Origin of the sequence: Bacillus sp. NEB1478 (assembly GCF_031582965.1) — a bacterium.
Lineage (GTDB): Bacteria > Bacillota > Bacilli > Bacillales > Fictibacillaceae > Fictibacillus.
In genome coordinates this window covers 2,984,238-3,010,783 of record NZ_CP134049.1, presented here as the reverse complement: position 1 = coordinate 3,010,783, position 26,546 = coordinate 2,984,238, and the positions used below count along the sequence as shown (strand labels likewise).

33 protein-coding genes are annotated in these 26,546 nt (G+C 37.9%); 27 read left to right on the top strand and 6 right to left on the bottom strand.

Annotation, left to right across the window (positions count from 1 at the left end; translation table 11 throughout):
* Positions 1 to 96 precede the first annotated feature (96 nt).
* From egtB to RGB74_RS15045, 16 genes are all read left to right on the top strand, one after another.
* The gene (gene egtB, locus RGB74_RS15120; RefSeq protein WP_310760129.1) at positions 97 to 1,371 is read left to right on the top strand and encodes an ergothioneine biosynthesis protein EgtB; all 1,275 of its coding nucleotides are present in this window, start codon (positions 97 to 99) and stop codon (positions 1,369 to 1,371) included.
* Positions 1,368 to 2,330, top strand: coding sequence for an L-histidine N(alpha)-methyltransferase (egtD, locus tag RGB74_RS15115; RefSeq protein WP_310760128.1), 963 nt, complete (start codon positions 1,368 to 1,370; stop codon positions 2,328 to 2,330). Before egtB ends, egtD begins: the two co-directional genes overlap by 4 nt.
* Positions 2,331 to 2,488: 158 nt before the next feature.
* On the top strand, positions 2,489 to 2,821 hold the full coding sequence (locus RGB74_RS15110; protein ID WP_310760127.1) for a YnfA family protein: 333 nt from the start codon (positions 2,489 to 2,491) through the stop codon (positions 2,819 to 2,821).
* Between the two features lie 78 nt (positions 2,822 to 2,899).
* Positions 2,900 to 3,871 (top strand): ring-cleaving dioxygenase, encoded by a 972-nt coding sequence (locus tag RGB74_RS15105; RefSeq protein ID WP_310760126.1) that lies wholly within the window; start codon positions 2,900 to 2,902, stop codon positions 3,869 to 3,871.
* A gap of 180 nt (positions 3,872 to 4,051) precedes the next feature.
* Entirely contained in the window at positions 4,052 to 4,960 is a 909-nt protein-coding gene (locus RGB74_RS15100; RefSeq protein ID WP_310762896.1) for a VanW family protein, read from the top strand.
* 169 nt (positions 4,961 to 5,129) lie between these two features.
* Entirely contained in the window at positions 5,130 to 5,900 is a 771-nt protein-coding gene (locus tag RGB74_RS15095) for an alpha/beta hydrolase (protein WP_310760125.1), read from the top strand.
* A 12-nt stretch (positions 5,901 to 5,912) separates the two neighbouring features.
* The gene (locus RGB74_RS15090) at positions 5,913 to 6,146 is read left to right on the top strand and encodes a hypothetical protein (RefSeq protein ID WP_310760124.1); all 234 of its coding nucleotides are present in this window, start codon (positions 5,913 to 5,915) and stop codon (positions 6,144 to 6,146) included.
* Positions 6,095 to 6,370 carry a GNAT family N-acetyltransferase gene (locus RGB74_RS15085; protein ID WP_310762895.1) on the top strand — a complete coding sequence of 92 codons (276 nt, stop codon included), beginning with the start codon at positions 6,095 to 6,097 and terminating at the stop codon, positions 6,368 to 6,370. The genes RGB74_RS15090 and RGB74_RS15085 overlap by 52 nt, the downstream gene beginning before the upstream one ends.
* Positions 6,371 to 6,389: 19 nt before the next feature.
* Positions 6,390 to 7,142, top strand: coding sequence for a sugar phosphate isomerase/epimerase family protein (locus RGB74_RS15080; RefSeq protein ID WP_310760123.1), 753 nt, complete (start codon positions 6,390 to 6,392; stop codon positions 7,140 to 7,142).
* A gap of 19 nt (positions 7,143 to 7,161) precedes the next feature.
* Positions 7,162 to 7,560, top strand: a complete 399-nt coding sequence (locus tag RGB74_RS15075; RefSeq protein ID WP_310760122.1) for a GNAT family N-acetyltransferase — start codon at positions 7,162 to 7,164, stop codon at positions 7,558 to 7,560.
* Positions 7,561 to 7,586: 26 nt separating this feature from the next.
* Positions 7,587 to 7,979 (top strand): VOC family protein, encoded by a 393-nt coding sequence (locus RGB74_RS15070; RefSeq protein WP_310760121.1) that lies wholly within the window; start codon positions 7,587 to 7,589, stop codon positions 7,977 to 7,979.
* A 13-nt stretch (positions 7,980 to 7,992) separates the two neighbouring features.
* A complete protein-coding gene (locus RGB74_RS15065; protein ID WP_310760120.1) occupies positions 7,993 to 9,405 on the top strand; it encodes a bifunctional metallophosphatase/5'-nucleotidase in 1,413 nt (470 codons plus the stop codon).
* Positions 9,406 to 9,892: 487 nt separating this feature from the next.
* Complete coding sequence (locus RGB74_RS15060; RefSeq protein WP_310760119.1) at positions 9,893 to 10,078, top strand: hypothetical protein; 186 nt, start codon at positions 9,893 to 9,895, stop codon at positions 10,076 to 10,078.
* Between the two features lie 167 nt (positions 10,079 to 10,245).
* On the top strand, positions 10,246 to 10,998 hold the full coding sequence (locus RGB74_RS15055; RefSeq protein ID WP_310760118.1) for a gamma-glutamyl-gamma-aminobutyrate hydrolase family protein: 753 nt from the start codon (positions 10,246 to 10,248) through the stop codon (positions 10,996 to 10,998).
* 398 nt (positions 10,999 to 11,396) lie between these two features.
* On the top strand, positions 11,397 to 11,717 hold the full coding sequence (locus RGB74_RS15050; RefSeq protein WP_310760117.1) for a hypothetical protein: 321 nt from the start codon (positions 11,397 to 11,399) through the stop codon (positions 11,715 to 11,717).
* Positions 11,718 to 11,870: 153 nt separating this feature from the next.
* Entirely contained in the window at positions 11,871 to 12,257 is a 387-nt protein-coding gene (locus tag RGB74_RS15045; protein ID WP_310760116.1) for a gamma-glutamylcyclotransferase family protein, read from the top strand.
* A gap of 59 nt (positions 12,258 to 12,316) precedes the next feature.
* Here RGB74_RS15045 and RGB74_RS15040 read toward each other — a convergent pair whose 3' ends face one another.
* Both RGB74_RS15040 and RGB74_RS15035 read right to left on the bottom strand, forming a co-directional pair.
* Complete coding sequence (locus RGB74_RS15040) at positions 12,317 to 12,544, bottom strand: hypothetical protein (RefSeq protein ID WP_310760115.1); 228 nt, start codon at positions 12,542 to 12,544, stop codon at positions 12,317 to 12,319.
* A 136-nt stretch (positions 12,545 to 12,680) separates the two neighbouring features.
* On the bottom strand, positions 12,681 to 13,124 hold the full coding sequence (locus tag RGB74_RS15035) for an OsmC family protein (RefSeq protein WP_310760114.1): 444 nt from the start codon (positions 13,122 to 13,124) through the stop codon (positions 12,681 to 12,683).
* A gap of 238 nt (positions 13,125 to 13,362) precedes the next feature.
* On the opposite strand from RGB74_RS15035, the gene RGB74_RS15030 reads away from it, so the two are divergent.
* On the top strand, positions 13,363 to 14,883 hold the full coding sequence (locus RGB74_RS15030; protein WP_310760113.1) for an MDR family MFS transporter: 1,521 nt from the start codon (positions 13,363 to 13,365) through the stop codon (positions 14,881 to 14,883).
* 53 nt (positions 14,884 to 14,936) lie between these two features.
* Here RGB74_RS15030 and RGB74_RS15025 read toward each other — a convergent pair whose 3' ends face one another.
* Together RGB74_RS15025 and RGB74_RS15020 are read right to left on the bottom strand one after the other, a co-directional pair.
* Positions 14,937 to 15,110, bottom strand: a complete 174-nt coding sequence (locus RGB74_RS15025) for a hypothetical protein (protein WP_310760112.1) — start codon at positions 15,108 to 15,110, stop codon at positions 14,937 to 14,939.
* A gap of 77 nt (positions 15,111 to 15,187) precedes the next feature.
* Complete coding sequence (locus tag RGB74_RS15020; protein WP_310760111.1) at positions 15,188 to 15,721, bottom strand: dihydrofolate reductase family protein; 534 nt, start codon at positions 15,719 to 15,721, stop codon at positions 15,188 to 15,190.
* Positions 15,722 to 15,837: 116 nt separating this feature from the next.
* Here RGB74_RS15020 and RGB74_RS15015 point away from each other — a divergent pair, with 116 nt between their 5' ends.
* The 9 genes from RGB74_RS15015 (at position 15,838) to RGB74_RS14975 (ending at position 23,314) form a co-directional block, all read left to right on the top strand.
* The gene (locus RGB74_RS15015; protein WP_310760110.1) at positions 15,838 to 16,014 is read left to right on the top strand and encodes a DUF4083 family protein; all 177 of its coding nucleotides are present in this window, start codon (positions 15,838 to 15,840) and stop codon (positions 16,012 to 16,014) included.
* Positions 16,015 to 16,031: 17 nt separating this feature from the next.
* Complete coding sequence (locus tag RGB74_RS15010) at positions 16,032 to 16,343, top strand: hypothetical protein (protein WP_310760109.1); 312 nt, start codon at positions 16,032 to 16,034, stop codon at positions 16,341 to 16,343.
* A gap of 148 nt (positions 16,344 to 16,491) precedes the next feature.
* The gene (locus tag RGB74_RS15005) at positions 16,492 to 17,844 is read left to right on the top strand and encodes a hemolysin family protein (protein ID WP_310762894.1); all 1,353 of its coding nucleotides are present in this window, start codon (positions 16,492 to 16,494) and stop codon (positions 17,842 to 17,844) included.
* 92 nt (positions 17,845 to 17,936) lie between these two features.
* On the top strand, positions 17,937 to 18,170 hold the full coding sequence (locus RGB74_RS15000; protein WP_310760108.1) for a hypothetical protein: 234 nt from the start codon (positions 17,937 to 17,939) through the stop codon (positions 18,168 to 18,170).
* A gap of 212 nt (positions 18,171 to 18,382) precedes the next feature.
* On the top strand, positions 18,383 to 18,643 hold the full coding sequence (locus RGB74_RS14995; RefSeq protein WP_310760107.1) for a hypothetical protein: 261 nt from the start codon (positions 18,383 to 18,385) through the stop codon (positions 18,641 to 18,643).
* Between the two features lie 891 nt (positions 18,644 to 19,534).
* Positions 19,535 to 19,924 carry a GntR family transcriptional regulator gene (locus RGB74_RS14990; RefSeq protein ID WP_310760106.1) on the top strand — a complete coding sequence of 130 codons (390 nt, stop codon included), beginning with the start codon at positions 19,535 to 19,537 and terminating at the stop codon, positions 19,922 to 19,924.
* Entirely contained in the window at positions 19,917 to 20,816 is a 900-nt protein-coding gene (locus RGB74_RS14985) for an ABC transporter ATP-binding protein (RefSeq protein WP_310760105.1), read from the top strand. The genes RGB74_RS14990 and RGB74_RS14985 overlap by 8 nt, the downstream gene beginning before the upstream one ends.
* On the top strand, positions 20,791 to 22,761 hold the full coding sequence (locus RGB74_RS14980; RefSeq protein WP_310760104.1) for a DUF6449 domain-containing protein: 1,971 nt from the start codon (positions 20,791 to 20,793) through the stop codon (positions 22,759 to 22,761). Before RGB74_RS14985 ends, RGB74_RS14980 begins: the two co-directional genes overlap by 26 nt.
* Before the next feature lie 16 nt (positions 22,762 to 22,777).
* On the top strand, positions 22,778 to 23,314 hold the full coding sequence (locus RGB74_RS14975) for an RNA polymerase sigma factor (RefSeq protein ID WP_310760103.1): 537 nt from the start codon (positions 22,778 to 22,780) through the stop codon (positions 23,312 to 23,314).
* A 138-nt stretch (positions 23,315 to 23,452) separates the two neighbouring features.
* Here RGB74_RS14975 and RGB74_RS14970 read toward each other — a convergent pair whose 3' ends face one another.
* Together RGB74_RS14970 and RGB74_RS14965 are read right to left on the bottom strand one after the other, a co-directional pair.
* Positions 23,453 to 23,755 carry an antibiotic biosynthesis monooxygenase family protein gene (locus RGB74_RS14970; RefSeq protein WP_310760102.1) on the bottom strand — a complete coding sequence of 101 codons (303 nt, stop codon included), beginning with the start codon at positions 23,753 to 23,755 and terminating at the stop codon, positions 23,453 to 23,455.
* A gap of 98 nt (positions 23,756 to 23,853) precedes the next feature.
* Positions 23,854 to 25,950, bottom strand: a complete 2,097-nt coding sequence (locus tag RGB74_RS14965) for a DNA topoisomerase III (RefSeq protein ID WP_310760101.1) — start codon at positions 25,948 to 25,950, stop codon at positions 23,854 to 23,856.
* A gap of 116 nt (positions 25,951 to 26,066) precedes the next feature.
* Between RGB74_RS14965 and RGB74_RS14960 the strand changes: the two genes are divergently transcribed.
* Positions 26,067 to 26,537: an NUDIX hydrolase gene (locus RGB74_RS14960; protein ID WP_310760100.1), complete on the top strand. Its 471-nt coding sequence runs from the start codon at positions 26,067 to 26,069 to the stop codon at positions 26,535 to 26,537.
* Positions 26,538 to 26,546 lie beyond the last annotated feature (9 nt).

Genomic DNA, 26,546 nt, shown 5'->3' with positions numbered 1-26,546 from the left:
ATTCCCAATAACATCAAAGTGAATACATACTTTAGGACGTTTGATTCCTACTGAAGCAAATAGTAAAATCCTGAGCTGAAAAGAAGGAGGATCTTTATGGCGATTGAACATGTAGCTGTCCGAAAGCTAAGTGAACAATTTTCGACGATACGATCTTTATCAGAAAATCTCGCCTCAAAACTTCAAAGCGAAGATACAATTATTCAGGCAATGCCTGATGTGAGTCCCCCTAAATGGCATCTCGCACATACAACTTGGTTTTTTGAACGGTTTATTTTAAAAGAAAAAGATGAAGCGTATGTCCCTTATAATCCTCAGTTTGATTATCTTTTTAATTCGTATTACGAAACGATCGGCTCCTATCATCCCCGTCATTCCAGAGGTGTGCTTTCAAGACCTTCTATGGAAGAAGTCTACGCATACCGAAAACACGTGAATGATGCTATTTTACAATTATTAGAACACTATCACGATCAGCCTCCACAGGAAATTCATGATTTAATTGAAATCGGTCTTCAGCATGAGCAGCAGCATCAGGAACTGCTTTTAACCGATGTGAAATATAACTTTTCTTGTAATCCATTGCTTCCTAAGTTTGCAGAAGCTAATTCTGCTAAGTTATCACCGTTAAAAACAGAAACTTCATTTATCGATATAGAAGGAGGATTAGTCCATATTGGATTTGAAGGTCCAGGGTTTTCTTTTGATAATGAACGTCCAAGACACAAGGTTTATCTGGAACCATACAGATTAGCATCACATCCTGTTACGAACGGGGAATACATCGCGTTTATAGAAGCAGGCGGGTATGAGCAGCCGGAACATTGGCTTTCTGATGGGTGGGCGTCTGTAAAAAAAGAGAAATGGAAGCATCCTTTATATTGGCGGAAGACTGAAGATGGATGGTACACGTTTACATTAACCGGAGAGAAGAAACTAGATTTAGACGAACCGGTTTGTCATGTTAGTTTTTATGAAGCAGACGCTTTTGCAAGGTGGAGCGGAAAACGATTGCCGACAGAGGCAGAATGGGAGCATGCGTGTAACCATTTGGATTCATCAGGTAATTTTGTTGAAAGGGAAGCCTATCATCCGACAGCAGAAGAATCGAATTCACAATCACTTATAAAAAAAGCTTTTGGTGACATATGGGAGTGGACGAGCAGCCCGTACACTTCCTATCCAAGAAGTAAGCCACTAGAAGGGGCACTCGGAGAATACAATGCAAAATTCATGTGCAACCAGATGGTGCTGCGCGGAGGATCGTGTGCAACATCCGAAACACATATTCGCCCGACGTACCGAAACTTTTTTCAGGCTGATAAAAGATGGCAGTTCAGCGGCTTGCGATTAGCGGAGGACAAAGAATGAAAACCGTAAAGCAAAACGTCCATTATCATGTAGGCAACGAAACAGAAACGGATATGTACAGTGAGGTGCTGGATGGGTTAAAAAAATCGGCGAAATCCGTATCCCCGAAATACTTTTACGATAAAAGAGGTTCAGAGCTGTTTGAAGAAATCACGATGCTGAATGAATATTATCCAACACGAACAGAACTGCTTATTTTAAACGAATATAAATATGAGATGGCAAAGGTGGTCGGATCGAATAGTGCCTTAATAGAGTTCGGAAGCGGAAGCAGTGAAAAAGTCCGGACACTTTTAGGAGCCATGAATGGATTGCAGGAATATGTAGCGATCGATATCTCAAAGGACTTTTTGTACCAGTCAGCTAGAGCACTTTCGATGGAGTATCCGAATCTTCAAGTACATGCAGTATCTGCCGATTACACCGAAAAATTTACGATGCCTCAACTACAATCTGAACGAAAGGTTGTGTTTTTTCCTGGTTCAACAATCGGAAACTTTGAACGAGATGAAATGATAACTTTTCTAAGCAAAACTGCACAGTTCCTAAAGCCAGGGGGCGGAATGTTCATTGGAGTTGATCTCAAAAAAGATCCCACATTACTGAACGCTGCATACAACGATAAAAAACGGATAACTAACAAATTTAACCTGAATTTACTGAACCGTTTTAACCGGGAACTTTTAGCGGATTTTAAGCTCGAGCATTTTAGGCATCATGCCTTTTATAATCAAGAAAAAGGCAGGGTAGAAATGCATCTTGTGAGCTTGAAGAATCAGAGGATTACCATCGGAAACGAAAAGATTGCTTTTAAAGAGGGAGAGACCATTCATACCGAAAACTCGCATAAATTCACGATTGAAGAGTTTCAGGATATCGCACGAAATTGCGGATTTATACCTAGGAACGTGTGGTGTGACGAGAAGGAATGGTTCAGTATTCATTATTTAGAAGTTTAATTAATGCAAAAGGACCGGCAATTCGGTCTTTTTGTTTATTTAGGCTATTTTCGTTTTTTGACTATCTTTTACAATGTTGCTCCAAATGGACTTACAAGCGTATTTGTAGAGATACTCTTCATAAAGTATGATGGAGGAAAAATGTTTATTAGAGGTGCATGTTTGTGCTGGGAGCTATCTTTTTGTTCGTAATTGCAGGTCTTGCGGAAATTGGCGGGGGGTATTTGATCTGGCTTTGGCTCAGGGAATCCAAGCCATTTTCATATGGTGTTGCAGGAAGTTTAATATTAGTAGCTTATGGAGTGATTCCGACTTTTCAAAACTTCCCATCTTTCGGGAGAGTTTATGCGGCGTATGGGGGTGTTTTTATCGTGCTTGCAGTATTGTGGGGATGGATGGTCGATAAGAAAACACCAGACCTATATGACTGGATTGGAGCTGGAATTTGTATAATCGGTGTTTCTGTTATGTTATGGGCACCGAGAACGTAACAGACTAAATCGTTTCTTTTGGTTTTTTCTAGTTGAACGTACATAATAAAGGAAAAGATAAGAAAAGAGGTTGTTCACATGGAGTTGAAAGGAATTCATCATGTCTCAGCGCTAACGGCAAAAGCGCCAGAAAATTTTAAGTTTTATACGGAAGTCATGGGACTTAGGCTGATCAAAAAAACAGTGAATCAGGATGATACTTCCGTCTATCATCTGTTTTATGGCGACGAAAAAGGGAATCCAGGAACAGAACTGACATTTTTTGAAATTCCGATGGCAGGCCGCAATCATGAAGGCAACAACAGCATTTCGGCGATTTCGCTTCGCGTGAAAAACGACGCAGCCCTTTCCTATTGGGAAGACAGGCTCAAGGAAAACGGCATTGAAACAGAAGGAATCAAAGAGCGGGCGGATCGTAATACGCTAGCTTTCCGAGATAAAGAAGGTCAGCGTCTCATATTGGTTTCCGATGAAAATAATAAAGGTGTTGCTGGCGGACAGCCTTGGAGCAAGAGTACAACTCCAGAAGACGCTGCCATAATAGGACTTGGACCTGTTCGGCTTACTGTTCCGGCGGCTGAACCAACTGTACAAGTATTAACCGAACTACTAGGATTTCGCAGTAAAGGAACGTATTCAGCAGAAGCTGCAGGGCAGCCAGACATTCTCGTTCTTGAAACTGGAGAAGGCGGCAGCGGTGCTGAAGTTCATGTAGAGGAGCGAAATGACATTCCGCAAGAGCGTTTAGGACGTGGGGGAGTGCACCATGTTGCTTTCCGTGTGGATAATGAAGAAGAGCTTCGCCAATGGATTGAAAAGGTTCGAACTTCAAGATTTCCGAACTCTGGTTTTGTGGATCGTTTTTATTTTAAATCACTTTACTTCAGGGAACCGAATCGCATACTTTTTGAACTTGCGACAGACGGTCCTGGATTTGATACGGACGAAGAACTGGAGCATCTCGGGGAATCACTCGCATTGCCGCCGTTTTTAGAGCCGCAGCGTGAAGAAATTGAAGCAAGATTGCAGCCGCTTGATACAAAATCATAATTTTAGATTAAAACGCTTGGATGAGTATAAAGTCCGAGCGTTTTTTTAATTGCTTTAAAAAATGATGACTAAAAAGAGGGGAATTAGGAAAAAGTAAAAAGCGCTGAAACAATTTAAAAAAACAATTTATTTGTAAGGACTGGAGGCATACTAGTGATCAATTTTACTTGGCTGGCGAGCATGCTTTTCTTAGTACAACCTGTTCAAACTGCAGACACTTTAACGATCAACCAACAAGGAGAACAAGTTGCCGAAGTCAATCGTGCCAGTTTTGATCTTGGTATTCCCGGTATCCCAATGATCGACGAGAAGAAATACAATCTATTTATCGATAAACTGGATCAAAAGGTTTTCAAGTCCCCTGTTAATGCAAGGATTAATGAACAAGGCGGAATTGTTCCCGGAGAAGTTGGATACCGTTTGAATCGAAAAGCATTTAAAGAGACTTTTTATACTTATTTTTATGGGAGTGGACCTGTAAAAGCAGATATACCAGAATTAAATGTTTACCCAAAAGTAGACAGCGAATTAATTGCTCACATTAAAGTTCAGAGAATTGGCCAATACGTTACATACTTTAATTCGAATAATAAAAGCCGTTCAAACAATATTGACTTGGCAGCAAAAGCGATTGATAATCATGTGGTTTTTCCGAATGAGACGTTTTCATTTAATAAAGTGGTAGGAAATCGAACGTTAGGAAAAGGATACATGCGGGCACCTATCATTGTAAGAGGTGAGCTGTCTGAAGGTGTCGGCGGAGGAATCTGTCAGGTGTCTTCTACTTTATTTAATGCTGTTGATCGTGCAGGATTAAGAATCGTACAGCGTTATTCTCATAGCAAACGCGTTCCTTATGTTCCGCCTGGGCGTGATGCGACGGTAAGCTGGTACGGACCAGATTTTCAGTTTCAAAATAACTACAACCAGCCCATTTTGATCAGAGCAAAAAAATACGGTGGAAGTATGGTTGTCTTGCTTTATTCATCAGATGTAATTAATGTTGAACATCGTAAGGTACCTAACGCTTCATCCACATTGCCGAAAGAAATTCACGTAGAAAAAAATGTTCATAAATCAAATCCTTAACCCTGGAGAAGCTCCGGGGTTTTGTTTTTGAAAAAAAATGAAGGATATCGTGAATGATTAAAGAAAAATATGTAGTTGAAGCATACTTCTTGTAGGATTAGGGCAGTGCGTTTGTAGGATTACCTGCTTATATGCATACACCAATAATTAACCAGATTAGGAGAACAAAATGATTCAAGAATTTAAGGTTCTAATTGAACAGTTTGGCGATATTGAGCGGCAAATTCGTGTTTGTTTGCCAGAAGGATATAAAGAAAGCCGAGATTGTTATCCTGTGCTCTATATGCATGATGGTCAAAATCTATTTCGTGATGAGGATGCAAGCTATGGTGTTTCATGGGGGTTGGAAGATTTTCTTAAAGAGTCGAAAACCCCTCTCATCATTGTCGGGATTGACTGCAATCATGAGGGGTTCGAGCGGCTGAATGAATATGGTCCATGGGAAAACCCGACAGTGGGTCCAGAGCTTCTTCAGATCGAAGGTGTTTTTGGCGGAAAAGGAGAGTCATATATTGAGTTTCTTCTTTATACGCTCAAACCTTTAATTGATGAAAAATACCGGACTAAACCGAACGAAACATTAATGGCGGGCAGCTCCATGGGCGGTCTGATCTCTACTTATGCTGCCTGCCGATATCCGCATATTTTTCGTAAAATTGCCAGTCTGTCCACAGCATATTGGTTTAACCAAAACGAGATAGAAAATTTCATAGAAAGAAGCGATCTATCTGCAGCAGAGAAATTTTATTTGGATATCGGATCTGATGAAGATACTTCCAAAGTAGATTCGAAGCATTATATTCGTTCTTCAGAAAAAGTTTATGAAATACTAAAGAAAAAGGGAGTCGACGTTCGCTTTGAGGTGATTGAAGGCGGTAAGCACCACGAATCTTCCTGGCGTGAACGCATGCCAGAAATCATTCATTATTTGATGGATTAGGAGCTGAAGAAATTGGTAACCTTTGAAAAAATGAATCATGCTGCATTTCAGGAGTACATGGCATTTATGCTGCCGGATTATGCACGTGATACAGCCGAGCATTACCTTTTAACAATCGATCAGGCAAATGAAAAAGCAAAGAAACAAATGGAAAGTTTATTGCCAGATGATGAGAATTCAGATGGACATTATTTATTCGAAAAAAAAAAGAAGAGAAAACTGCGGGTTATCTCTGGTTCCATGTAAGGAAGGATGAAAAGCAGGCATTTCTTTATCATATTTACATTCATGATACGTTCAGAAAGCAAGGGATAGCAAAAGAGGCTATGAAATTCTTTGAAGCAGAATCGAAAAAATTAGGTGCCGATTACCTTGGACTTCATGTTTTTGGAACGAACTTGAATGCGATAGAGCTCTATAAAAAAATGGGTTATAACCAGGCTTCAATTAATATGAACAAAGCTATCTAACCAAAAAGGAGAGGGTAACATGCTTAAAATCGGACTGCAGCTATACTCCATTCATTCAGAGGCTGAACAAAACTTTTTAGACACATTAGAGAACGTTAGGAACATGGGATATGACAGTGTACAATTTGCTGGTTTATTTGGAATTTCTGCAAAAGAAGTAAAAAAAGTATTAGATTCTACAGGATTAACCGCGGCTGGTGCACATATTCCTTTCGATCAATTTTTAGGAGAAGCCTTTAAAAGGCAAATGGACGACCAGCTCGTTTTAGAGAACGACTTGATGATCATGCCTTACCTTACAGAAGAACAGCGAAAATCATTGGACGATTATAAACGTGCAGCAGATATTTTGAATGAAGCCGGATTCCGCAGCAAGGAGTTTGGAATTAAGGTTGCTTACCACAACCACGATTTTGAATTTTACACACTAGAAAATAAGATGCCTTTTGAGTTGATATTCACAGAAACAGACCCTGAGCTTGTAAAAATGGAGTTGGATACATATTGGGCAAAATATGCGGGATTAGAACCAGCTGAACTTTTGAAAGCGTATAAAAACCGGTGTGTGTCATTCCACATTAAAGACATGAAACAAAAAGGTGATGAGAAATCTACCACAATTGCGGGTGAAGGAGTTCTTGATATAAAAGGATTTTTAAATCTAGCAGATGAACAAAAAGTGGAATATGTTGTCATCGAACAAGAGCATTTTGAAGGGAATCCCCTTTTAGAAGTGGAAAAGGGAGTACAGAACGTAAAAGGACTGTTATAGCAGATTAGGAGTTTGATCCATGCAATTTTTTCAGATCATGCCATACAAAGAAAACTATTTTCAGGATATCCAAAAGTTAAGCCAGCAAGAAGGATGGTCACAGCTCGCAGAACGTAATGAGGAAACGCATCAGGCCTGGAAAAATTCTAATATCACTTTTGTTGTAATGAATAAGGAGAAGTTAGTAATTGGATACGTACGAGGCTTAACTGATGGAACAGTAACGACATACATTTGCGAGATGCTGATCTCAAAAGAATACCGTGGACATGGAATTGGGACCAAACTTTTAAAGCATGTGCATGACTTATTTCCAAAAACAAGAATGGAAATGCTGGCATCGACCACCTCGCATACTTTCTACGAATCCCAGAAGTTTAGACCATTTTACGGATTTCGAAAAACATACGATGAATGAATTTTTATTCTCAGGAGGAATTTTGTATGAGTGAAAAAGTAACGAGTATTGCACCTGTTCAAAGTCATATTAATAATGTTTTTGTCCACGTATCTGATCTGAAAAAATCTGTAGAATGGTATGCAAAGATTTTAGGGATAACGATTGATTTAGAAACTGTGAATTCGCCGGTTCATAACATTCCTGTTACAGGCCAAACGGGACTTTCACTCGATGATCATACGTTTGATCCTTCCTTCCATCGCGCTCCGGGATCAGGTCCGATGTTTAATCTATACGCACCTGATATTGATGCTGCGTATAACGACATTAAAAATAAAAACGTAAAAATTACTCGTGAAATAGAATGGCATGGTGAAGTCGCTTGGTTCAATATAGAAGATCCTGATGGAAACATCGTTATGATCTGTAACTGCTAAAATGGAGGATAACATGAAAGAAACGATTACGATTCTTCACACAAATGATTTGCATGGACATTATGATTTTGCGCTGAGACAAGCTGCTTATATGAAAAAGAGAAAGAAAGAGCTTCATGCTAAAAATGAGAGCGTTTTATTAGTAGATGGCGGAGACCATTTAGATATGAGCATGAATGAGTGTTTAGCAACTGAAGGCTACATTCATCTCGAAATGCTCGTTGCTTCAGAGTATGAAGCGATGGGTGTCGGTAATAATGAGCTATTGCGGCTGCCAAAGGAAAAAATCAAGCAGTTAAGTCTGGACTCGGAAGTGCCTTGGCTTTTATTGAATCTGGAAGAAGCAGACGGTTCAACAATCGGTGGAATAAAAGAAACACTGATAATCGAAAAAGGCGAGCATCTAAAGATTGGTTTGTTTAGCGCTACAGATCAATTTGAGGATATATACGAAATAAAGCATGGTTTTCGAAATCGTGATACGTTGACAGCTATTCAAGCTGGTGTTGCTTCATTAAAAGAAAATGGAGCGAACCTCATCATTTTCCTTTCACATTTGGGATACGAAGCAGATTTAAAACTTGCTCCCCTGCTGTCCGGCCAAATCGATGTAATCATAGGGGCACACTCCCATACTGTATTAAAGAAACCAGAAGTGGTTTCAGATGTCATTATTGCTCAAGCAGGATGTTATGGACAGTATGTTGGTGAATTAAAACTAACGGTAGATGTTAATGACAAAAAAGTAGTAGAACATTGCGGTCATTTAACGGAGATTACGCTAGAAGACGAAATGGATCCTGACTTATTTGAAGTAATGGAAAAGGGACGTCGTGAGGCAGAAACATTTCTGTCAGAAATTATTTATCAGACAGATAACGACATCTCGCATGAGCAACTCGTAAAAATGTGTGCCGATAGTTTGAAAGAGTATTGGGAAACAGACGTCGGTATCATGTATGGCGGAGGAATGGCTGAAGGTTTGAAGAAGGGCGAGGTGACGAAAGGGACACTTCTGAACATCTGTAAAAGCATGCATACTCCAGTGGTTATGACAATAACAGGAATGCAGCTTGCAGGGCTGATTAAAGAATCATACAACAATGAAATTGCGAGTAAAAAGGTTTATGGAAACGGGTTCCGTCCGCATGGGATACCTTTTGGCAAGATTCAATTTTCAGGTGTAAGCTGGGTTGGCCATGATGATGAGATTTCTAATATTCTCGTAAACGGCGAACTTATCGATTTAAGTAAAACTTATACAATCGGTACGGGAACTCCTTTCTTATACGAAGAAGTATGCGGTTATCAAAGTGTAGTAGGTAATGAATTAATTGAACTTGGCAAAGATATCATGATCAAAGATGTTTTGATCAACTATTTAAAGAATCAATTTAACACTTCTAAAAACAAATCTGCCTTCTAACGAAAAGAGTCCTCTAAACATATAGAGGACTCTTTCATGTATTAAGACGCAAAAGGAACAAAGTAACGGAACATGAAGGATGCGAAAGGTTAAAATATAAATCTAATTCATAATAATTAACGAAATTAAATATGTAAGAGGGTATTTATTATAAGTGTAGAACTATATGTGTGTAAGGCACCCATACACATTTCGTCATTATTTTCGAAATCTCTAATCACAAGAGGTGTCCATCAATTCTCGACTAATCGGATAGTGAAAAAGTTTTCTATTGAAACCACCAACAAAACTGACCTGTTATTATGCCGGATTTTCTTGCCTGGTATAAAGAAACCGGATACTGGATTCTCAATATCGAAATGCCAAAAACGCTTCAAAAGACTTATTTTGAGTTTTTCTGGATTACTTTTTTCTTCATAAGGGAAAAAATGAATTATTGCATATTAAAGAGAACGGACATTCGGAAAATAATTGGGGTGATGGGTTTATGAGCAAAACAGACGAGGAGAAATTATGGGACACTGGTACATTTGATTTTTCAGAAGGCGACCGAATAACATTTCATAATACAGAACAAGGTTTGGAAAAAACCTATACAGTAAAATGTATTAAAGACAATGGTGACATTGAACTGGTGTATACATCAGTAAGGCATTACAACCCCATTCAATAAATGGGGTATTTTTTTTGTTTTTTTATGAATGTGGAGGTTTGTCTGGTAAATACTAGTTGAAGTCAAGGGATATTTTTTTGAGTTAGAGAGGAATAATATTTCTGTATGTTTTAAAAGTTGCTTAAAAGGATAAATATGAGGAAGCAGGATTAAAAAGGAGGGACCAAATGATGGGAAAGAAACCAGTCATTGGACTCACGAGTACAATTATGGAAACGAGCACAATTGAGAATAAAGAACAAACGATTCCAACTGTGGTCGTATATAATAAATTCGCTGAAACCGTTAGAGAAGCTGGAGGAATACCGATTGTTATTCCGATGGGAGATGCTGAGGAAGCATCCACATATGTGGATCTCTGTGATGGGATTATATTTACAGGTGGAGAGGATATAAGTGCTCTCACCTATGGTCACAAACCGCATCCTGAAGTGAAACAGGTAAACAAGCGTCGGGATGATTTTGAAATGGAGCTAGTACAAGTTGCACATAAAGAAAAAAAGGCGATCTTAGGCATGTGCAGAGGGTATCATATGATCAATGTAAGTTTTGGAGGCTCCATCATTCAAGATGTTAAAAGTGAGTTTAATGAGAGCATCAATCACTTTCAGCTATCAAGCACTCGTACAGAGCCTTCACATTTAGTAAAGATCGAGGAGGACAGCCTTCTTCACGAAATTATCGGAGAAAACGAGGTTGCCGTTAACAGTTTCCATCATCAGGCGATTGGAGACGTGGGAAAAGGATTGCGTGTAACCGCAAAAGCGGAAGATGAAGTTATTGAAGCTCTGGAGCTAGAAGATCGAGACGGCTCATTTTTACTTGGAACGCAATGGCATCCAGAAGAATTGCGCCATGAAAACGAAAAGATGATGAACATCATCAAGACATTTATAAAAGAAGCAAGTAAATCTAAATAATACATAAAAGCCTCCATTTCTGTGGGGGTTTTTATTATGGTCTAAAGAGTGGGTTCTGGATGGAGTTGATTTGTGTCGAATTTTGTAAAAAGACTAAATTATTTTAGATTAGACTTAACTATCGTTCAAACCGACTTAATAATTTTAAATGAGACTTAATTCATGAATTCCGCCCAAAAAAATCAGCCTATTTTTTCTCTCAGCAGGACTATTATTGATTCAAGATGAATTTTTTAGATGTGATCGATAATTTCCTAATAGGAAATCTGCATTATTAGTTTGTTAATCGTTGATTAAAACACAAAAAGATCGATCTTGCTTAAGATCTAGTAAGAATAAGGAAACTTTTTACTTCCCCATGCGTAAGATTAGGTAGAAATCATTGAGGAGGTTGTCTCATGAGTGTGTCGAGACTTTTGAAGTGGGTATCGGGTGGTATTGAAGCGTTTCTAGGTATTCCGTTTTTAGGAGGAATAATTGTAATAGCATCAGGCTGGGCTCCGCTTCAGTTCATGTTTTTTCTTCATTTAGTTACTTTTATAGTGTGTCTAGTTCAAAAACAAAGATTCCATGGCAGCATAGTAGGTATGATTACATCTCTCGTGGCATTTATTCCAGGATTGGGAATGGTCATGCACCTCCTTACAGCAGTCATTTTGTTTATTGATGCGGTAAGAGGGGATCGAAAACGCAATGATCATATCATTAACGTTAAATAAACTGGACTCATAGAGACCAATTGGAGCACTTTTCAACGGGATGTTGAGAAGTGTTTTTATTTACGTTGTTATCAAAAAAGGATATGAACATCGGGTATATAAAGTAATGAATATACGGGTTAAGGAATTGAAGAAGAAGGAGGAAACTCGACAATGGAAGATCATCTTGTTTTTGTTTATGGAACACTTCGGAAGAATGAAGCGAACTCACATTATTTGCATCAAGCCGAGTGTATTGAAGAAAATTGTAAGCTTGAAGGTCAACTGTATGATACAGGCCACGGTTACCCAGCTTTGTTTCAAGAAAAAGGAGACAATCCTGTTATAGGAGAGGTTTACAAAGTAACGACTGAACAATTAAAACAGTTGGATCGACTAGAAGGGTATGAAGAGGGTTGTCAAAATAACTTGTATGAGAAATTAACCTGCAGGGTAAAGACTCAACAGGGTGAAAGAGACTGCATCGTTTATGTAATGAATAAAAAAATGAAACATTTTAAGCGGATTTCAGATAATGATTGGATTAAATATAGGACCTAAAAACAAAAGAGGTCACCAGAATTGGTGAACCTCTTTAAATATGAAAATGAGAATCATCTCTATTTATGAATCAAGTTAGTAATACAATTTACTGCAGAGTCAACATCATGAAACTTTTCAAGAGAATCTGTTTCAATTAGAATGACATCAAAGGTTTCGTCGTTTTTAGAGTAAGTTACAGAAAAAACAGCAGTGTTGTTTTCTCCAAAGGTGTGGGTAATATCAGACTCGATATATTGTTTACTTTGCAAATTCAAAAGTATGGTTTTCACATCTTGTTGGTTCATGATACATCGTCCCCTTTCTATTATGGGGGAACTTGTTAAGAACCCAAATAATATAATATTTTCCTTGGTTAACTTTTATGCTAACATAGTAAATTTGGAAAGTACAGGTGTCAGAGGCGTTTTTTGCTAAATGTTGCTAAATACTTATCGACAGAATAGCTTCCACTTCGACATTTCCTTTCAATGCTCGTGAAATCATACACGAATTTTCAGCTTTTAAAGCGAGTTTTTGCAGTAAAGCCATATTTTTTTGGGAAGTATCATGTTTGATCGTGACAACAGGTTTGTGAATAATTTTTTTGTACGTAATTACTCCGTTCGTAACATCCACAATTCCTTCCGATTCCATTGTTAAATCCACTGTTTCTATTTTACTTCTCTCTATCATAGCTGCGAGTGTAATAATATAGCACGTTGCAGCAGCTCCCAGCAGCATTTCATCAGGGTTTGTTCCAATCCCTGGCCCATCCATTTCAGGCGGAATCGACACTTTTGTTCTCAAATTTTTCGTTTCAATCACACCCGTATCATTTCTGCCGCCTGGCCAATGTGCTTTTAAGTGAAATACATGTTCAGCCATATTTCTTCACCTCATTTGTTATGTTTCTAGTGTAAAGGATATAGCCCTTTTCGTCATATCATCTGTTCGTTTTTAAAGACCGAATGGTAAAATACATAAGAATATGTATAAAATCTTGAGCAAACACACAGAAAGAAAAAAGAATATTAAAGACGGAAATAAATTGTTGGGGGTCAGTCCCCATAGTATACTTAAGCTTATTAAGTAATATTTGGCAGGTACATAAGGAGATGGAGAGATGGATCAAAGGGAAGGGAATTTGAAATTAGTAGTCGCTGGTTTGCTTCTGGGCATTCTAATGGCAGCTATGGATAATACGATTGTCGCAACGGCGATGGGGACAATTGTTGCAGATCTCGGCGGTTTTGATAAATTTGTATGGGTTACTGGTTCATACATGGTTGCGGTTATGGCTGGGATGCCGATTTACGGAAAACTTTCTGATATGTATGGCCGCAAACGGTTTTTCATTTTTGGACTAATCGTGTTTTTACTAGGTTCCGCACTTTGCGGATTAGCACAAAGCATGGAGCAGCTCATTGCATTCCGAGTCATACAAGGTATAGGCGGCGGGGCATTGATGCCAATTGCGTTCACGATTGTATTTGATCTCTTTCCTCCTGAAAAAAGAGGGAAGATGACAGGACTGCTTGGAGCGGTTTTTGGAACGTCCAGTGTGCTTGGCCCGTTACTAGGTGCTTTCATTACGGATGCCATCAGTTGGCACTGGGTATTTTACATTAATGTCCCTATTGGGATAGCTTCATTTTATTTGATTTTCCGATATTACAAGGAAACTCTTGAACATCGTGAACAGAAGATCGACTGGTGGGGAGCGATCACCCTGGTTATTGCTGTTGTTAGTTTAATGTTTGCTCTTGAACTGGGCGGAAAAACATATGCCTGGGATTCTACACAGATTGTTTCTCTGTTTACAATTTTCACAGTGTTCTTTATCGTATTCTTTGCGGTTGAACAAAAAGCGTCCGAACCGATTATTTCATTTTGGATGTTTAAGAAACGATTATTTGCGACTTCTCAGATTCTAGGATTTTTATATGGAAGTACGTTTATCATACTGGCCGTCTTTATTCCAATCTTCGTTCAAGCGGTTTATGGCGGATCAGCTTCACAAGCAGGACTCGTGCTGACACCGATGATGCTCGGATCCGTAGCAGGCAGTATGATCGGAGGGATTTTTCAATCAAAAACGAGTTTCCGAAACTTGATGATTATCTCTGTTATTTCTTATTTCACTGGCATGTATCTTTTAAGCGGCATGACGCCTGACACGTCTCGGACGATGTTAACGTTGTTCATGGTAATTGTAGGTTTTGGGATGGGGTTCTCATTCTCATTATTGCCTGCAGCTTCCATCAACAAAATGGAATTCCGGTACAGAGGTTCTGCCAACTCAACCAATGCCTTCCTTCGCTCTCTTGGAATGACACTTGGTGTAGCCATTTTTGGTTCCATACAGAACAGAATATTTACTGATGAATTAATGAAAAATTTAAAAGAGCTTGGAGCGGGCGGCGGATTAGCAAACTTTGATCCTCAAAAAGTTTTCCAAGCCAGCCAGCGGGCACATATTCCAAGTGAAGTCTTAAATGGATTAATCAATGCGATGTCTGAATCCATCACAACCGTATTCACTTATGCACTGGTACCGATTGTTATATCAGCGGTTTTTGTATTTCTAATGGGGAATGAAAGAGTGGAGAAATCAAATAAACCAGTAAAGCAAATACAAAAATAAAACACACAAACGCCTGGTAGAAGCGAAACCGGGCGTTTGTGTTATTCAAAACATTAGGTGGCATTAGAATGAGATTTATTCTTTTTAGGAAATAAGGTGTAGGATAAGGAAACGACAATATCCATTGCCAATATTAAAGTCCACAACCAGGTAAAATTATTAGCATTTGCATTTTGATAAAAAAGATCCGTTTCAACGAGCCACTTATTATCAATAACAAAATCCATCCATGATAGCATCCTTTCCGCATTTTTTTCAATAAAAGGATACCGTGGTAACTTAAATGAAACTTCCAACTATTGGATTATTTATTTTGGAAATCATAATGCAGTGTTACAAATTGGTTGAAGGTTTTAACCGATTTCAGATTGAGTGATTTTTCAGGGGTATGCTCATTAAACAATGAAATTCCTCGTCCCAATACAACAGGTATGTACGTTAAAATTAATTCATCGATAAGGTTTTCTTTAAAGAAAGTCTCAGCAAGATTAGCTCCGCCAACTAGCCAGATGTCTCCGGGTTGATCTTTCTTACGTAACTCATTAATTAGTTTTGAAGCACTTCCAGAATAATATTGAAATTCTGGTGGATTTATTTCTTGGGATTTGGATGTAAATACATACACTTCCTTATTGGCATAAGGAAAATGTTCAGATAACACAAGAATATGCTTATATGTGCTGTTGCCCATGATTACGGTTGAAATACTGTCATAGAATTCTTTAAACCCGTTATCACCTTCACCGCCTTCTGATTCGATCAGCCAATCAATCTCTCCGTTTTCCCTTGCAATGAAACCATCAAGACTTGCTGCGATAAATAAAACCACTTTCCGCATATAATCACTCCTCAATAATAATCTTTTGTCTTAAACATACAATAAATTTCCGAAGTAGACATTCCTTTTTATGGTAAAATTTTAGAGAAGTTCTAATTTTTGGAGGTTGTTGTCTAATGAAAAGTTTTATTCCCATTATTTTCGTTTTCCTGCTCATTCTTTTTATATTTTCATTTGTCCGATTTGTTTCTAACACGATTAAACGTCAAAAATACCAACAGAATGAACTTGCCAAACTGAATCATAAATTAGATGAAGTGCTGCATAATCAAAGAGATATGAGAAATAAGTAGAGAAAGGGGCACACCTTATGCATTTATATCAGGCAGATGAACTAAGGAGAATTCGTATTACGTTAGTAGTCATGACCATCATACTTTTATTCTCAGGAGGAAGAAGTGCTAATGTGACAGTGGATCACATTGATGAACAAATGACTGGAATACCAACGTACCATAAGAATCTGGTTCCGCTTGGCAATGGGTATTTCGGTCTCTACAGCGGGGATAGACAGTCAGAACAAGATAACAAAATGAAAGTTTATTATTATAATGATAAAGAAAACAAAATGGTACTTAAACAAGATGTTAATTTGGGTACAGTGGAGGAAAACTTGGAATAAATGGTATGGTAAATATCAGCAGAGTGATATTTACAGTAACTTCTTGTATTTTATGATATACTTTTCTAAATTGATAAAATTTAAATTCTTAGGAGGTGACAACTTATATTCCGGTGCATCTGGGGTATAAGGAGTCTTTTTGGACAGTTTGACCTTACTGAAATTACTTGCAGTAGCTCTTTTAATTCTATTAACAGCTTTTTTTGTAGCCGCAGAATTTGCGATCGTTAAAATCCGAAAGTCACGGATAGATCAATTGGCTGAAGAAGGAAACAAGCGTGCGATTGCCGCGCAAAAGGTTATTAATAACCTTGATGGATCACTTTCTGCCTGCCAATTGGGAATAACCATTACAGCATTAGGATTAGGTTGGCTTGGTGAACCTACGGTAGAAGCGCTGCTTGGTCCATTTTTTGAAAGCTTGAATTTAAATGAGACACTCGTTCATACGTTGTCATTTGCGATTGCTTTTGCAGCTATTACTTTTTTACATGTTGTACTTGGTGAACTCGCGCCAAAAACCGTTGCTATTCAAAAAGCAGAAACAATCAGCTTATGGCTTTCTCCATTTTTGATAGGATTCTACAGAGTGATGTTTCCTTTCATTTGGTTCCTAAACGGAAGTGCTCAGCTTTTAGTGAGAATGTTTGGTTTAAAACCTGCATCCGAACACGAAATGGCACATACGGAAGAGGAGCTTCGCTTAATTTTAAGTGAAAGCTATAAAAGCGGTGAAATCAACAAATCTGAGTTCAGTTATGTAGAAAAAGTATTCGAATTTGACGACAGAACTGCAAAAGAGATTATGGTCCCTCGTACAGAAATGGTTTGTTTGTATGCAGATAATACGCTGCAAGAAAACATTAGTATAATAGGCGAAGAAAAATATACTCGTTACCCTGTCGTAGGTGAAGATAAAGACAATGTATTAGGTATGGTAAATGCGAAGGAAGTATTCTTTGATCTTATAAAAGGCAAAGAATTTCCATTAGAGCATTACATCAGACCGACATTAAGCGTTTTTGAAAATACACCTATAAAAGAAACGTTGTTGAAACTTCAGAAAAAAGGATTTCATATGGCCGTTCTTGTTGATGAATATGGAGGAACTGCTGGAATTGTTACGATTGAAGATATTATTGAAGAACTTGTCGGTGAAATACGAGATGAGTTTGACGAAGATGAATCGCCAATGATCCAGGCTGTAAGTCCGAACGTTAAGCATTTTGACGGAAAAGTATTAATTCCTGAAGTAAATGAGATTTATGGATTATCAATTGATGATAGTGAATTAGATACAATTGGCGGATGGATATTGTCGCAGAATTCCGAGATTCAGGAAAAGGAAGTCATTTCATTTGATGGCTATGACTTTAAAGTTATCGAATTAGATGGACATCAAGTGAAAAAGATCGAAGTATCAAAAAGAAAGCCAGAAGGCGCTCAAGATCCTAAATCCACTGAAGAATCAAAACAAAATTTAGTCGAAAAAGAAGCGTAAATATATGTAAAGATCAGTCATTTGTGACTGGTCTTTTTTGTTTACGAAAAAATGAGCAGGGAAAGTATGTATTAAAGGGAGATGATTCATACATGAAATCTATTACTGTAAACCTTGAATATGATGAGCGAGTACTGCATGAAGGACGGGAAGTAGAATCAAAACTAGAAGAGCAGTTATATGGGACAGGGTTTCAGCTAGTTTCTGTAAAACATGAACCATCTATTGAAGGTGAAAGGAATAAGCTTGTTAAGCCGGATAAAGATTCTGCTGGTGCTGGCGGTCAGTCATCACCGCCACAAGAACCACCCAAAAAACAAAATTAAAAAGGACGAATTCATTCTCGTCCTTTTTTTGCATGATAATGTCGGAAGTTTATATTTTTAGTCGGACAGAAATAATTTGCAACTTATTTCCTAGGAAATCGACTTAAATTGACAGAATATATTGACAAATTACCCGGTTGTCAATTATGATTTATTTATAAAACTTTTATATTAAACATAATAACTTGAAAAAAGAAAAGGGGTTGAAGAAAATGAAGAGTTCCCCGCATTATCGTTTTTTTCGAGTGATCATGGGAGGTGAGATCATTGATATTGATATTTTTCAATATCCAAATAAAACAACAGTGGTTATCAGTATGATTTTTTACAAAAATGAGCAAGTTATTTTAGTTTCAAAGACAGATAAAGATCGAAAAACTGCAATTAAATTAGCCCAGCAAACCTTTAGCTTTTCTCGAGAATGCTGTGAAAAAAAGTACAGTTCACCCCCGATTATGGAAATTCCATTCTAAAACATCCTCCAAGTGGAAATATGTTAACCCGTCAGCAAGAAAGCGGAAGAAGATATTATCGGTAAGCCAATATGAGACAACATTCCTTCAGTAGGTCATGAAATAGTTGAAGTAAGAATTCATTCAAGCAAAAATGGCATTGTTCCGATGCCTCTTGATTAGACTTGGATTACTCAAATAGGAAATCGAATAATTGTTGAAACCATTGGATTCCCGCTCATGTTTTCATCCGATGCTATTGTTAGCAATCGGGTATTACAAAACAAAAACTTGAGGAAACCAAAACAGCCGTCCATTTGATTTTAATTACACCAAGTATGTCGTAAACCATTTTAAAAATTTGCTTTGAAATATTGGCTGGCCATTCCCCTGATGGAATGGTCAGTTTTTACATGCGAGCCAAATTTCTTAGGGTTTTCTATTTAAAGGTTGTTTTCTAAAAGATTGTTGCTTTTTAGTCATTATCGTAATAAGCCTTTATCGACAAGTTGATTGTAGTACAAGTTGCGAGACTCATGAAAATCACATTTTCTTCGTGCGATGTAACGCTGATGAAACTTTCCTTGTCCTGCTGGATCAGTGTGCCTTCCACCTGAGTATCCTTCTAGTAAGGCATTGACGAGTAAGCTCGTATCGGCAGTATTTACTTGTAGACGCAGGCGCACACATGCTCTCGATTCATCCAACTTCAACGGAGGCTCACCGCACGCGCCGCGAAGCGAGCATTCTGTAGCGTGAATTCAACCACTTCTATGAGCAACAAAGAATGCGAAAACAAACTTTGAGAAATAACTTCCAATTTTATACACATTTGGTATATAATCAAAACTGTACTAATAATAATAATACAGTAAATACAGTATTAACTATCTTTGCGAAGGGAGTGTATAGATGTTTGATTTAGACGTTCGAAGCAGGAAGCCCATTTATGAACAACTCGTAGAGAAATTAAAGGAGCTTATTATGAATGATGTGCTGAAGGTTGATGAACAGCTGCCATCTGTCAGAACACTGGCGCAGCAGCTTACTATTAATCCAAATACAATACAAAAGGCATACAGAGAACTTGAAACTCAAGGATACATTTATTCGATTAAAGGAAAAGGCAGCTTTGTAAATGCTACTGTGAACTCTGTAAATACTGAAAAACTTGAAAAGGTAAAGAAAGAACTAGTCAGGCTTTTAACAGAAGCGATGTACTTAGGCGTTACACCTCAAGAATTGCAAACCATTATTTCTGATATTGAATCGAATTTAGGGGGAGGGCAGCCGAATGATTAAAGTGACAAACGTAGATAAGCGTTATGATCAGCACACGGTTTTGAATGGAGTAAATTTTACAATTGAGAAAGGGTCGATTTATGGACTTCTCGGATCTAATGGAGCAGGGAAAACAACCCTTCTTAGAACAGTAAGTGGAATATTAACGCAAGATAAGGGACATGTGTTTATAGACGGAAGCCCTTTGTTCGAGCAGGTAATAATAAAAGATCGGATTGTTTTTTTGCCTGATACTCTTTATTTCATTCCTCAATATACGATCAGACAGATGGCGCAGTTCTACAAAAATATATATACACAGTGGAATGAAGAGAGATTTCAAAAATTAGGTGAAGTATTTGAAATCGATTTAGATAAAAAAATTCATAAATTTTCAAAAGGGATGCAAAGACAAGTAGCATTTTGGCTGGCAATGTCCGCCATGCCCGAGATCCTTATTTTAGATGAACCATTTGATGGACTAGATCCGGTTATGCGGAGGAAGGTAAAGAATTTAATAGTTCAAGATGTGGCAGAAAGGGAAATGACGGTGCTGATTTCTTCTCATAACCTGCGAGAGGTTGAAGATATTTGTGATCATGTTGGAATCTTGCATAAAGGCTCCATTATTCTTGAGAAAGATTTGGACGACCTGAAATCTGATGTTCACAAAGTCCAAGTTGCGTTTAAGAAAAATGTGCCAGCTGCTCTTTTTAATGAACTGGATCTTTTGTACAAAGAAGAGCGTGGCAGCGTTCTGTTATGTATTGTAAGAGGTAAACAAGCTGATGTTATGTCCCATTTTAAAGAATTTGAACCAGACATTTTCGATATTCTGCCATTAACACTTGAAGAAATCTTTATTTATGAAATGGGGGATGCGGGATATGCCATCAAAAACATCTTGGTTTAATAGAGAAATAATCATACAAAGTTTACGAAATTCAGGATGGATAGGTATTGTTTATTTTTTAGGACTAGTATTTGCTCTGCCATTAAGAATTTTGATGGACTATACAAGAACAGAAGAAAGCTATTATCAATCTATCACGGATTCAAATCTATTTGACTATCATTTGGATGTCCAAGTGATATTAATGTTCGGTATACCTATTATTCTGGCGATTTTCCTGTTTCGCTATTTGCAAGTGAAAAACGCTGCAGATTTCATGCATAGTATACCGGTCAAACGATCTACTCTTTATAACCATTATGTATGCATGGGGATTCTGTTTTTACTCTTGCCTATATTATTGGTTGCTCTAATTTTAGTCATCATGCATAACACGATAAATGTAGATGACTATTTTACACTTGGTCAGATTAGTGACTGGATCGTGATTACGTTTGTGGTCTCTGTGTTTATTTTTATGGCAACGGTGTTTGTGGGGATGCTTACAGGAATATCTGCGGTTCAAGGGGTATTTTCATTTGTATTATTAATTTTCCCACTGGCGATCAGTATTTTAATCGCTTTTAATTTATCCTTTTTATTGTATGGTTTTCCAGATGATTATTACATCGAAAAACAATTTGAAAAATACTCACCTATTACTCTCATAGATCGGTTGGCGGACAGTAAGATAGGATCCCTCGAAATTTTAATCTATTTACTTTTAAGTATTATTCTTTTTGTACTGGCTCTTCAGCTCTATAAGCTGCGAAAAATCGAGATGGTCTCCCAGGCTATAAGTTTCCCGCAATTAAAACCAGTCTTTATTTATGGGCTTACATTTAGCTTTATGCTTTTTGGCGGGCTTTATTTTGGGGAAACCCAGCAGCAGGATCTTTGGGTCTGGTTTGGTTACATTGCAGGATCTTTGATAGGCTATCTTATTGCTCAAATGGTAGTGGAAAAGACATGGAGAGTATTTAGAAAATTAAAAGGTTATGGAAAATATGCTGCAGTAATGGCAATCTTGTTCGTTCTGTTTCAGTTTGATATCACGGGATATGAAAAGCGTGTGCCGGAAGTACAGGAGATCGAAGGAGTTTATGTAGGTGACGGTTATTATGATTATTCAGGGGAAGATGATTCCCAATATGTAAGAATCAAAAAGAAGATGTTTACGACGTCGGAAAATATAAAATCGGTTCATGACTTCCATCAAGAATTGGTCAAAGGAAAGAATGATGAAGATGGAATAGAACCAATCTTTTTGTTGTATAAACTTAAAGATGGAGGGTCTCTTACACGTGAATATAAAATAAAATCGAAAAAACAATATTCTTCCTATTTGAAGCCGATCTACGAATCGTCGGAATACAAGAAAGCGAAAAATCCTTTGTTAACTTTAAACACTGAGAAAATTAAACGAATTCAATTTAATGCTGTTGGTCAAGTACCGAAAAGCTTATCCGTATCAGATCCAAAGGAGATAGCAGAAATTCTGAAAGCGCTAATGGAAGATATTAAAAATGAGTCCTTTGAAGAACAAACGGCTGAATTTGCACCACTGGCTTATGTTGAAGTTTATCTGAACAATAAAAAAACACTACCTTTAGATATTAAGCCAAATTACAAAAATACGCAGGAGCTTCTTAAAGATAAAAATAAACTTCAAGACACACTTCTTACAGCTGAAGACTTAAAATATGCAGTTATTTTTAAAAATACAGTGCTAAAAAGGGATCCGGAATCTTATCAAATAGATGAGCAATGGGCAGAAAAGATGGTTCAGGAAGGATCCGCGATAAAAGTAACAGAAAAGAAAGAGCTGGAAGAATCACTGAAAAACTTCAGCTATAATGAGAATGGAAAATATGGAGTAGCGCTTTTTTATGAAAATGAACAAGCGGATACAGGGAGTTTCAACAATCAATTTGTTCCTGATTTTGTAAAACAACAGTTGAAATAGGGAAGGAAGGAGACAATTGACAGCTATACATGATTCTATAAAACATATCGATTTTACTGAGATCTATCAGATGTTCTATAGAAAAGTTTATTCGATTGCTATTCGAATAAGCAGGGATGCTTATCTGGCAGAGGATATTATTCAGGAAACCTTCATTAAAGCTTATAAAAACCTGCATACAATTGTGGATACGCAAAAAATAGGAGCATGGTTATCCGCTATTGCCTCTCATACGGCAATCGATTTTATGAGAAAAGGGAAAAAATCAAACGAAACATTAACAGATTACAGCACATTTAATGGCATAGAAATTAAATGGGTAAAGAAAAATCTTATTGTTCGGGAATCAAGCTGGTTTTCAGAGCAGGAAATTTACGAAAAAATACAGAGATTGAAACAGAATGAACGGAAGGTTTTCATACTCAAATATGTGGAAGGGCTGAAGGAAGAAGAGATTGCTTCCCAGCTTCAGATTTCAAGAGGTGCTGTGAAATCCAGGCTTTTTCGTGTGAGGCAAAAAGTAAAAGCAGAATTATTAAAGTCTATTAAATAAATAAGGAACTGGCTCAAAAATGAACGGATTTGAGCCGGTTTTTTGTTTTAATTCCATACAAGGAGTTTTCGCCAAGCGAAAAGTAAGGTATCTTATAAAAAAGAATTTTGGAGATTTGGTATAAAAATACTCCTCACCCTAAAAGGAATATTCTCTTTCAACTTTACAAATACGCACATGGTAGCTGCTGTACCAGGTTTCTTTTCCCTTTCGCTGTGCGGCTTGGTGCTGCAGGTTTTCCTTCCATTTTTGAATGGCATCTAAAGATTCCCAATACGAGATCGTAATGCCGTATCCGTTGCTGTCTCTAGAGCTTTCTACATTAATAAAGCCTGGCTGTTTCTTAGCGAGTTCTACCATTTTTTCAGACATCGAATGATATCCTGCAGAATCGGATACTGTTCTTTGTGAAGTAAAGATAACGGCATAGTAGCTTTTCATTCTATATCCCCCAGTCTAACTATTTCCTACTATTATATCGATTTTATTAGAAGAAAATGAAAAAGCAGTTCCCAGAAAAAAAAGGGAACTGCCTTATATTACTTTTTATCTTTCATTGCAGCTTTCAACGCATCTGCTAAACTGTTTCCAAATCCCTCATCTGATTGGTTGTTGGCACTATATTTCTTCATCAGCTGGCGTTCTTCGCGTTTTGTAACTTTCTTTTTATTATCTTCGGCTTTGTCTACAATGTTACATGGTTTGCATTGAAAATACGTTCCGGCTTTTCCGTTATGAATCTCCATTTTTTTATGACACTGAGGGCATCGTCTGTTAGAGAGTTTAGGATCTTTGCGGCGGCGATACGAACATTCACGGTCCGAACATACCAGCACTTTTCCGTCACGGCCTTTTACTTCTTTTAATAGCTTTCCGCATTCCGGACATTTCGACCCTGTTAGGTTATGTGCTCTGTATTCTTGTGAGCTTGTTTTGATTTCCATCACAAGCTGCTTTGTTTGTTTGCGGATATTCTCCAAAAACTCTTTAGGATTTCCTTTTCCGCGTGCGATCGCTTCTAGTTCCTGCTCCCACTTCGCAGTTAATTCAGGGGACTTCAATTCATCATTGACTAAATCGATGAGCTGTTTCCCTTTCGGTGTCGGATGAAGTTTGTTGTTTTTTCGATCCAGTACTTCAGAACCAAGTAATCGCTCAATGATGTCTGCACGAGTTGCAGGTGTTCCTAAACTGTACTTTTCCATACGAGAAAGGAGATCAGCTTCTGTAAAACGAGCAGGAGGTTCTGTCAGTTTTTTCTCTAAGTTAACATCTTTAACGGATAACGATTGTCCTTCAGTTAAGTTTGCTAAAGCTCTTGGGCTTTCTTCTTCTTTACCTGACAGTACTTTGAAGCCAGGATCCAGCACAATCGTTTCACGTGCGATAAAGGATTCATGTTCCACTTTTAGCGTGGCAGTTAATGTTTCAGCTCTGTAAACCGGATAGAAAAGTGCAAGGAACCGGCGCGCGATCAAGTCGTACAGTTTACGCTCATCGCTTTCCAAATCACCAAGATGAAGCGGTTCATCGGTCGGAATGATAGCGTGATGATCGGTTACTTTGCTGTCATTGAAAACTTTCTTTGCTGTGACTTTTCCTTTTTGTTTAAGAAGAGGCTGCACTTCATCACGATAACCGGCAGACATTCCTTGCAGGCGGTCATACATAGTATTTTCCATGTCACTCGTTAAATAACGCGAATCCGTACGAGGATACGTGACAAGTTTGTACTGTTCATACAGCTTCTGCAGAACGGATGAAGTTTTCTTGGCAGAGAATCCGAAGCGGCGGTTCGCGTCACGCTGGAGTTCTGTCAGATCGTAAGGCATCGGCTGTGTCTCTGTTTTTTCTTTCTTTAAAAGAGACTCAACTTTCGCCGTTTTTCCTTTTACATGATTTACGATGTCTTTTGCTTTCTTCTCATCAAAAATGCGCTTCTCACCATTTTGTTCCCAAGAAGCTTTAAGAAGACCGATAACGGCATCAATCGTCCAATAGTCTTTCGGCTGGAAAGCGTTGATCTCTTGTTCACGTTCTAAAATCATCGCCAATGTTGGAGTCTGAACCCGTCCAGCGGAAAGCGGGTCGTTGTATTTCGTAGTAAGTGCTCGCGTGACATTCAGTCCAATCAGCCAGTCAGCTTCTGACCGGCAAACGGCAGAATGATATAAGTTATCGTACTGCTTAGCTGGTTTTAATTGACTAAATCCATCACGGATCGCTTTATCGGTTTGAGAAGATATCCATAACCGTTTCACAGGCTTTTGCCATTTTACTTTTTCGATGATCCATCGTGCAACGAGTTCACCCTCACGTCCGGCATCTGTCGCAATAACGAGTTCGCCAAGGTCTTTTCTTTTAGCAAGCTGTTCAATTGCACGGAATTGATGGCTCACTTGGCGGATTATTTTCAGACCCATATGTTTAGGGATAATCGGAAGATCTTCTAATCGCCATTGTTTATATTGTTTGTCATAGTCTTCAGGCATTTTTAATTCAACAAGGTGACCGAGTGCCCAAGTTACAATGTGTTTTGGTCCTTCAATATAACTTTTATTTGTTTGCTTACAGCCTAGTACACGTGCGAGATCACGCGCTACGCTCGGCTTTTCAGCTAGTATTAGTTGTTTCATAACGTACCCCTTTCGACGATCTACTTTAGTCATTATAACAGAGGTAGAAGAGAGATACTTGTTTGTATATAAATGGTATAATTGGAGAGCGTTTAATAGCCGATTAGGAGTAAAAAATGAATATAAACGTTAACAACAATCATTTTCAGTTTCTTGATTTTCTGTCTGTTGAGGAAAGTGAAATCGAAAAGTTTCAGAGATTAGCGGGGTCATATGCGGTTATTTCATGTGAAGGAAAGTTCCTAATTTGCTATAACAAGTGGAGAAATCAATGGGAATTGCCAGCTGGGAAAAGAGAGCGGGGAGAAACACCTAAAGATTGCGCCGCTAGAGAATTGTATGAAGAGACAGGACAACGTGTGGAGAATTTGTATTTCAAAGGCTTGTTAAAAGTTTCTAATCGATCAAACGGAGAATTAAAATTCAATCCAGTTTATTATGGAGATCTAGAGTCTCTACAGCCATTTTATGAAAATGATGAAATTTCAAGTATTATGTTGTGGGATACAAAAAAGGAAATCGGATATTTTGATCTAATTGATTTACAAGTATTGAAAAAATTTTTAAAAGTTCCTGAGAAAAATTGATTTCGGTGA